This window comes from Deltaproteobacteria bacterium, from assembly GCA_018668695.1.
Taxonomy (GTDB): Bacteria; Myxococcota; XYA12-FULL-58-9; order XYA12-FULL-58-9; family JABJBS01; genus JABJBS01.
Window position 1 is genome coordinate 1 of the sequence record JABJBS010000004.1, and the last position, 7807, is coordinate 7807.

Genomic DNA, 7807 nt, shown 5'->3' on the forward strand with positions numbered 1-7807 from the left:
GGAGTCCGCTCTGTTTGGAACGATAATGGTGATGGAGTACCTCGTTTAGAGGAGGCGGGTGCAGTTTTAAGTGTAACCGGTGGTGCTTATCATGAAGTCGATGCATCTCTTCGCCGCCCGATGGACCATAGCTTTGCGATGGGCACAGAAATCAAGAGAGTCGGCCCGTTTGATTTCTCGTTTGCAGGCACCGCCCATTGGCTTTTAAACCGTTATACTGTGCGTTACGCCGAGGATGGCGAACCTCAGTACACTCAGACCTCAGTGGAAGATCCGGGGGGTGACGGCCTAGGAGAGACGAAGGTCGAAGGCGGTGGTCAGCTACTCACAGCTTATAACCGCGTGCCGGGTAGCGAGGGTGAAGAGCGCTACATGCTTACCAATGCGAGCCGGGCAGATCTCTATTTAGGCTTGGCTCTAGAGTTTAAGATGCCGCGGACTTCTTGGTGGTTCGTTGACATAGCCGGGGCGGCTTATATGTCGATGGGATCTGCGCCATTCGGAATGCATCCAGACCGCAATGATCCGGGTGTGGTCGATGAGTCCAGTGCCGATCCGAACGCAAGGCTTAACAAACGAGGCCGCTATGATCCGGGCCGTGCATTTGCCGCCCACTTATTGATGGGTTTTGCGCCGGTGACAGGCCTAGAGCTGGTCTCGATTCTTCGTTACCGGGATGGCCAGCCTATGACTCGTTATCTTATCGCGGACCTAGAGCAAGGGCCGACTGCCTTGATGACCGTTGCTCGTGGGGAACCCGTTCCTCGTCATACATTCCATATGACTTGGGACGTGAGGATTGCTTACGAGGTTGAAATTGGTGGTACAGAGTTTACGACCAGCCTAGATGTCTACAACCTTCTGGGGTCATCAACAGAGATCTTAGAGGATAATCGTACGGGAGAGGAGTTCAGGCGTTCGCTCGAGATGGTTCCCCACCGAGCATTGAGTCTATCGTTAACTTTGGATTGGTAAGCGCGATTAGTAGCGAACTGAGAGGCGAAGGAATAAGTCGTTGAAGAAATACTTCGGAGACTCGCTGCCGTTGAGTGAATAATCAGTGATGAGAGTCTCCACCTTATCCACGAGGGCAATGACGAACCAATCAGTTACAGCGACTGAGGCGACAGCCTCAACCCGAATCATCGTATCACTTCGGTTGGTATCTGTGCTGTCGATGCTAAGTTTACCGTACTCGAGCATGCTTACAGAGCCTTTAACACTAAAGCCCCAACGCCGGGCTAAGGTAGCCTTGCTTGAAAGGTAGATATTGTTGTCGATCATATATTTGTAGAGCGCGGCTCCACTGAGAGTGCGGTTAAAGCCCGCGCCGATAACGATATTATTGGATGACTTGAATTTAAGGTCGACTTGGCCCAAAAAACCAGCAGGGTTAGACTCTCCAGTTGCGAGTTGAGTCTCGGTCAACAAGGCCTGTCCGTAACCGAGGCGAAGAAGAACGCGAAACTTCTCAGTAATGCTTCCCGTGAGGCCAGTATAAACATTGAAGAATTGAATGTCCTGATTGACGACAGTTGTTGTTGAGGTGTCATCAGTATTGTCAACAGACAGTACTGGGGTATCACTCAAGTACATTAAGGCATCGAAACTGGTTTCAAAAAATGTTGCCGTTTTCGGTAAAAACTTCCAAAGTGTTTTGAAGGACGCAACATGTCGATGGGTTGTGAGGGCTTCATCGGCTTCAGGGTACAAGTCGATAGAAGGCTTATAGTTTAGTGTAAACTTTAGTGCACCGCCTCCAGGCTTCGCATCGAAACCGAGATTTGAGCTAATCATATTATGAGTTAGCTTTTGGTTGAGCGTTTGATTCCGAGGCGTTTCGTCGTGTAGAAATTCAATTTTCAGGTTGAGCGGAAGGCTACCTTGCTTCAGAAACTTAGCCTCGAGCGCTGCACCAACGTTCAGTCGCGAGAGATTACTCGTTACAGCAGAGTTATCTTGATCATTCAGGCCGAGGTAGTGCTTGTATCCTGCATTAGTCGTAAAAAAGAGCTCGGTGCCCGAACCAGTCAATTCAAGGTTAAAACCGGGTCGAACCGTCAGGGCGAGATCACTTTGACCGCCGGTGCTTGCACGGTTCGGGTTTGACACGAAGTTTGTGTGGAAATCCAAAAACGGGTGAAGCCGAGCATCTCCAATAAGGATTCCGTTATCACCTGCTGAATTTGCAGATGCCGTATTCGTATTTAGTGAACCAAAAGCCGTAAAAATTGAGAGAGCGACTCCCATAATTTTCAGTTGCTTCTTAGCTATGTCGAAGGCGCTTGCCATCACTTTATCCGCTCCTTCTGAACGCTGCCCAATCGATTAGAGCACCATATCAGCCGAGACTTGTATCACTCTACCAGCTGCAGGCAAATTTGATTGCAACCGGTGAAACTTAACAGTGAGAAATTATTGGGCTTTTCTAAGTCTAAAGACCAGCTTGGTCAACCCTTTGTAGGATGATTATGCTGGCGCATCCAAAGCGCAACTCTTTCCTTTTATGCACTTTGTCAAATTTTCGAGTTCCATGCCAGAATTTCGTTGGCACATTTACTCCGCGAGAGTGTAGACAGATTTCCCACAAAGTCAGGGGAACAATAGTCATTTTTCCTCTGGAAGATTGTCGTTCAGCGCTCTGGCAATACTGGAACCGACCACTTCTTCGAGCTCTGAGAGTGAGGCGGCGCGAATCCGTTTAAGCGATCCGAAATGGCGGAGCAGGGTCTTCTTTCGAGCGGGCCCAATGCCAGGTATGTCATCGAGAACCGAGAGTTTAGAGGCTTTGCGCTGACGTTGTCGTTGAAAGGTGATGGCAAAGCGGTGAGCTTCATCGCGAGCTCTCATGAGGATGAAGAGTTCAGCGGAGTTTTGCCCAAGAATGATAGGGTTTTTTCGGCCATCGAGAAAAATGCGTTCGAAGTTGCGAGGGCTGCCTTTTTTAGACCGATCGGTTCGCGCCTTGGCGAGGCTGAGAAGATCCACAGTATCGACTCCATGATCGTTGAGTGCCGCCCGTGCAGCAGAGAGTTGCCCCTTTCCGCCGTCAATTACAATTAAGTCAGGAAGATCGTTTTCCTCGATGCCCCGGCGTACACGCCGTGAAATCACTTCGTACATTGATTGAAAATCGTCTTGGTCTTCAGTGGTCCTAATTTTGTAACGTCGGTAGTGCTCTTTGGCAGGTTGGCCGCCCACAAGACAGACAGCACTGGCGACAATTTGGCTGCCTTGAAAGTGGGAAATATCGAAACACTCGATGCGCTCAGGCAGCAGCTTTAGATGAAGTGCTTTTTGAAGCCTCTCAATGGCTGTTCGAGCCGTTTTATCGGTTCGTACTTTGTCTAGGTAGGCTTGTTGAGCATTGCGGTCCGCTAAAACTGTTAACTTCTTTTTCTTTCCCTTTTGGGGCGTGTGAATCACGACTTTATGACCTGCTCGTTCCGTTAACAGTTGTTCTAATGCTTCGGCCCATTCGATTGAATCCGAGAAAAGAATTTCATCTGGGCAGTCTTGAGATTGTTGGTAGTAACGACTTGCAAAATCAGAGATCAATTCAGGGGTTGGCTGTTCGTTGTTGTCGATAGAGAACCTGCGGGCGTCGCGAAGATTACCACCCCGGGTGACCATCACGTGAAACTCTGCAGCGGGTCCTTCGCGGTAAAAGCCAATGACGTCTCGGTTTGCGAAATCACTGCTTGAGACATTTTGTTGTTCTAAGGACTGACGGATAGCTTTAATTTGGTCTCGAACAATTGCCGCTTCTTCAAAACGTGTTTCGTTTGAATATTCGAGCATCATACGTTCAAGGCGTTCGATTAAAGGCTCGTGGCGACCTTCCAGGAAATCAACAACGGCTTCTACATTTCGTGCATATTCCCCATCGCCTAAATCATACACGCATGGAGCGGGGCAGCGTTTGATTTGGTATTGCAGGCAAGGCCGCCTTCTATTGTTGAGCACGTGATCTGAGCATGTGCGTAATTGGAAGTAGCGATTGATGACATTAAGTGTTTTTCGGATGGCGGTGGCCGAGCTGTAAGGGCCAAAGTATTGTGCTTTGTCACGGCCAAACTTTCGCCGGATTTCTATGCGAGGGTAGGCGTGTTTCGTATCGAGGCGCAGGCAGAGATAGCGCTTATCATCGACCAATCTTACATTGTGCCGAGGTCGATGCTGTTTGATGAGCTCATTTTCTATGATGAGCGCTTCTTTTTCGCTGTTGGTAATAACGACTTCAATGTCTGCAAGGATTTGATCCAGGAGAGAAACGAAACGTCTGGTATCACTTCCTGAGAGGTAGTTGCGTAATCTATTACGTAGATTTTTAGCTTTGCCTACATAAAAAATCTTACCTTTGGCGTCCTTCATTAAGTAGACGCCAGGATCTTGAGGTATACTTGAAACCTTTTGCCGCAATGCTTCAGACATTATTACCCAAGCTTCAGAAGTAAGTTCTCTAGAGTGCGGATGCGGTCGCGAAGTGACGCCGCTTCCTCAAATTCGAGAGCTTGTGCTGCTTTTTTCATTTCCGCCTTCAATTTTACGATCTCTGCGGGAATAGAGTCGACTTCAAAGTGTTCGTTAGAGTCGTGTTTCTTAGCTTTCTGCGCAAAATCGTCACCAGCTTTAAAGTCTCGGATCTCACGGGTCACTGATGTAGGCGTAATATTGTGTTCGGTATTAAAGGCCTCTTGGATTGTTCGGCGTCGACTGGTTTCATCCATTGCGGAGTTCATCGAGCGAGTCATTTTATCCGCATATAAGATGATACGTCCCTCAACATTACGTGCAGCACGCCCCATAGTTTGGATAAGCGCACGGTCCGAGCGCAGAAAGCCTTCCTTATCTGCGTCTAAGATGGCCACAAGTGCGACCTCAGGTATATCAAGTCCTTCACGCAGGAGGTTAATCCCAACCAGTACATCGTACTCGCCAAGTCTTAAGCCTTTGATCAGTTCGATGCGCTCTAGAGTGTCTATATCTGAGTGTAGGTAACGAACGCGTACGCCGCTGTCGGCGTAAAACTCTGTTAAGTCCTCCGACATACGTTTTGTGAGTGTCGTTACAAGAACACGCTGTCCATTTTCCACACAGACGCGAATTTCTTCCAATAAGTCATCCACCTGGTGCTTAGCGGGTCTGATTTCAACTGGAGGGTCGAGTAAGCCAGTTGGGCGGATGATCTGTTCAGTGACAACCCCTTCGCATCTTTCGAGTTCAAAGTTACCCGGTGTTGCACTGACATAAAGCATCCGATCGCGCAGTTTCATAAACTCATCGAATTGAAGCGGGCGATTATCCAATGCAGAGGGAAGTCTAAAGCCGTGCTCTACTAAGGTAGTTTTACGGCTTTGGTCTCCGCGGTACATCGCCCCAATTTGCGGAATCGTTTGATGGCTCTCATCGACGATTAAAAGAAACTCATCAGGGAAGTAGTCGAGAAGCGTAGGAGGTGATTGCCCAGGTCTTCGGCCTGTTAAGTGCCTTGAGTAGTTTTCAATTCCATTGCAGTAACCCATCTCCTCGATCATCTCGAGGTCGTACATGGTGCGCTGTTCGAGTCTTTGCGATTCAAGGACCCTCTCGTTTTTACGAAGCTCTTGCAGGCGTTCTCGGAGTTCATCCCGAATGGAGTTAATGGCACGTTCTTTGTCTTGAGGAGTAACGACGTAGTGACTCGTTGGAAATAAAGAGATCTTATCAATGTCGCGGATAGTTTGGCCGCGCAGGGGATCGATCACAGAGATCTTTTCTATTTCGTCACCAAACCACTCTATTCGATAGGCCTGCTCGAATTGATGAGCGGGGAAGACCTCAACAACATCACCCCGAACGCGAAAACGGCCGCGGTGAAAATCAAAATCATTACGTTCAAACTGTATTTCAATGAGATCGCGCAGAATTTTATCGCGATCTACTTCCATACCGACTTCAAGCTGCACATTCATGCTGTGGTAAGCCTCGGCTGAACCCAATCCGTAGATACAAGAAACGCTTGATACGATGATCACATCGTTTCTTTCGAACAATGCCTGTGTGGCCGAATGGCGCATGCGATCTATCGACTCATTGATACTCGAGTCTTTGTCGATGAAGGTGTCTGTGGACGGAACATAGGCTTCAGGTTGGTAATAATCGTAGTAAGAAACGAAATATTCGACGGCGTTTTTGGGGAATAAACCGCTGAATTCTTCGTAAAGTTGCGCGGCAAGCGTTTTATTGTGTGCAATTACGAGTGTTGGGCGTTGAATTTTTTTGATCAGATTTGCGCAGGTAAAAGTCTTGCCAGATCCGGTTACTCCGAGCAAAACTTGCTCTGTCCCACTTTGCTCAAAACCGCGCAGAAGGCTTTGTATGGCCTCTGGCTGGTCGCCCGCCGGTTGATGAGGGCTTGATAGCTCAAATGGGTTTTGAAGTTTTGACGTGTCCATTATGCTCTCTATAGGCCTAAGTCTTGAATAGTTCGACACTTCTTTAATGAAAAAACGTTGACACCTCTATATCGCAATCTTAAAATTCTTTTGATCTCTTCTAACTAAACATGGAGGTTCGCAATGGCTACTGCGAAAAAGAAAACAACTAAGAAAGCGAAAAAAGTTGCAAAGAAGGCAACTAAGAAAAAAGCAACCAAGAAAAAGGTAGTTAAAAAAGCTGCCAAGAAAAAGGTAACCAAGAAAAAAGCTGCCAAGAAAAAGGTAGCGAAGAAGAAGGTTGCCAAGAAGAAGGTTGCTAAGAAAGCAACTAAGAAGAAAGCTACCAAGAAAAAGGTAGCTAAGAAGAAGCCTGCAGCTAAGAAGAAGGCTGCAGCTAAGAAGAAGCCTGCAGCTAAGAAGAAGGCTGCTCCTAAGAAGAAGCCTGCAGCTAAGAAAAAAGCTGCTCCTAAGAAGAAGGCTGCTCCTAAGAAAAAGGCTGCTAAAAAAGTTGCTAAGAAAAAGTAAGATAAGTTCTGATTTTTAATCAGTCTAAAGGCGGCCTTCGGGCCGCCTTTTTTGTTTCCCCTTAGAGTATCCCGGCGACCTATATACGTAAGTAAGAGCCAGACCGCTTAGATTGCTAAGCCTAAAGGACTGATTCTTATGACTTACCTGGTCTGGATCTGGCTTCTTAGTAACTAAAACGATTTCCAACCACGCGTTTTTCTCCACATTGGCTGGATGACGCGATGAATAAGCGCTGGAGTCCCGACTTCCTTCTTTTTTGTTTCTTACTTTGGGCTGAAAAAAGAGAGCAAGATCGACTTTCAGTGGTTCTTCTACGTCATTTCACTGTTTATTCTGGGCTACGGACACCCCGAGACCCCCAAATTACCCAAAATATGTCGATGTTTTCTTCGAATTCAGACCCTCACTGCACCGATTGCTGCACAAATGCATTTTTTCAAAGCTGTTTACTCGCCGTTTACGTCAGACTTCACGATTTAAGTTAAAATGATTATGCTTCAAGATCGAATTTAAAATATGGCGGTCTAAGAGCCGCCAAAAGTCTCTAAGTGTCATTAGAACCACTTTGGTGGTCTTTTCACTGATTCTAAAATGTGGGCATCCGTATCCGTACCGGGCCCTTTTGATCTGATTATCAATATTCACCGGAAATAATTGTTGACGGTTGGAATCTGCTTCTATAAACAGGGCCACCTCGCTCGGCGGCGCACACAGCGCTTCCGGCTCTTTGAAAACTGAATAACAGACAAAATTTTTGTACGTGCGGGTCTATGAGCCGGTAAGAGCTCTAAATCTTACCAACCGAGTATAACGAAAGTTATCTCATTTCTTTTGAAGAATAGACCGGCAATTTAATGAAC

Annotated in this window: 5 protein-coding genes; 2 read left to right on the forward strand and 3 right to left on the reverse strand. The window is 47.2% G+C overall.

Translation table 11 applies throughout. From position 1 onward, the window contains the following. Positions 1-975, forward strand: a 975-nt coding sequence (locus tag HOK28_00100; GenBank protein ID MBT6431459.1) for a hypothetical protein, incomplete at its 5' end; no start/stop codon positions are given. A 6-nt stretch (positions 976-981) separates the two neighbouring features. Here the strand turns inward: HOK28_00100 and HOK28_00105 are convergent. From HOK28_00105 to uvrB, 3 genes are all read right to left on the reverse strand, one after another. Beyond that, complete coding sequence (locus tag HOK28_00105; GenBank protein MBT6431460.1) at positions 982-2295, reverse strand: hypothetical protein; 1314 nt, start codon at positions 2293-2295, stop codon at positions 982-984. A gap of 312 nt (positions 2296-2607) precedes the next feature. Then, on the reverse strand, positions 2608-4434 hold the full coding sequence (gene uvrC / locus HOK28_00110) for an excinuclease ABC subunit UvrC (GenBank protein ID MBT6431461.1): 1827 nt from the start codon (positions 4432-4434) through the stop codon (positions 2608-2610). A 2-nt stretch (positions 4435-4436) separates the two neighbouring features. After that, entirely contained in the window at positions 4437-6437 is a 2001-nt protein-coding gene (uvrB, locus tag HOK28_00115) for an excinuclease ABC subunit UvrB (GenBank protein ID MBT6431462.1), read from the reverse strand. Positions 6438-6560: 123 nt separating this feature from the next. Between uvrB and HOK28_00120 the strand changes: the two genes are divergently transcribed. Beyond that, positions 6561-6944: a histone gene (locus tag HOK28_00120; GenBank protein ID MBT6431463.1), complete on the forward strand. Its 384-nt coding sequence runs from the start codon at positions 6561-6563 to the stop codon at positions 6942-6944. Positions 6945-7807: the final 863 nt, after the last annotated feature.

Excerpts from the sequence above, each read along its gene's own strand:
- uvrC (MBT6431461.1), bottom strand. The coding sequence starts at position 4,434 with ATGTCTGAAGCATTGCGGCAAAAGGTTTCAAGTATACCTCAAGATCCT.
- uvrB (MBT6431462.1), bottom strand. The coding sequence starts at position 6,437 with ATGGACACGTCAAAACTTCAAAACCCATTTGAGCTATCAAGCCCTCAT.
- HOK28_00120 (MBT6431463.1), top strand. The coding sequence starts at position 6,561 with ATGGCTACTGCGAAAAAGAAAACAACTAAGAAAGCGAAAAAAGTTGCA.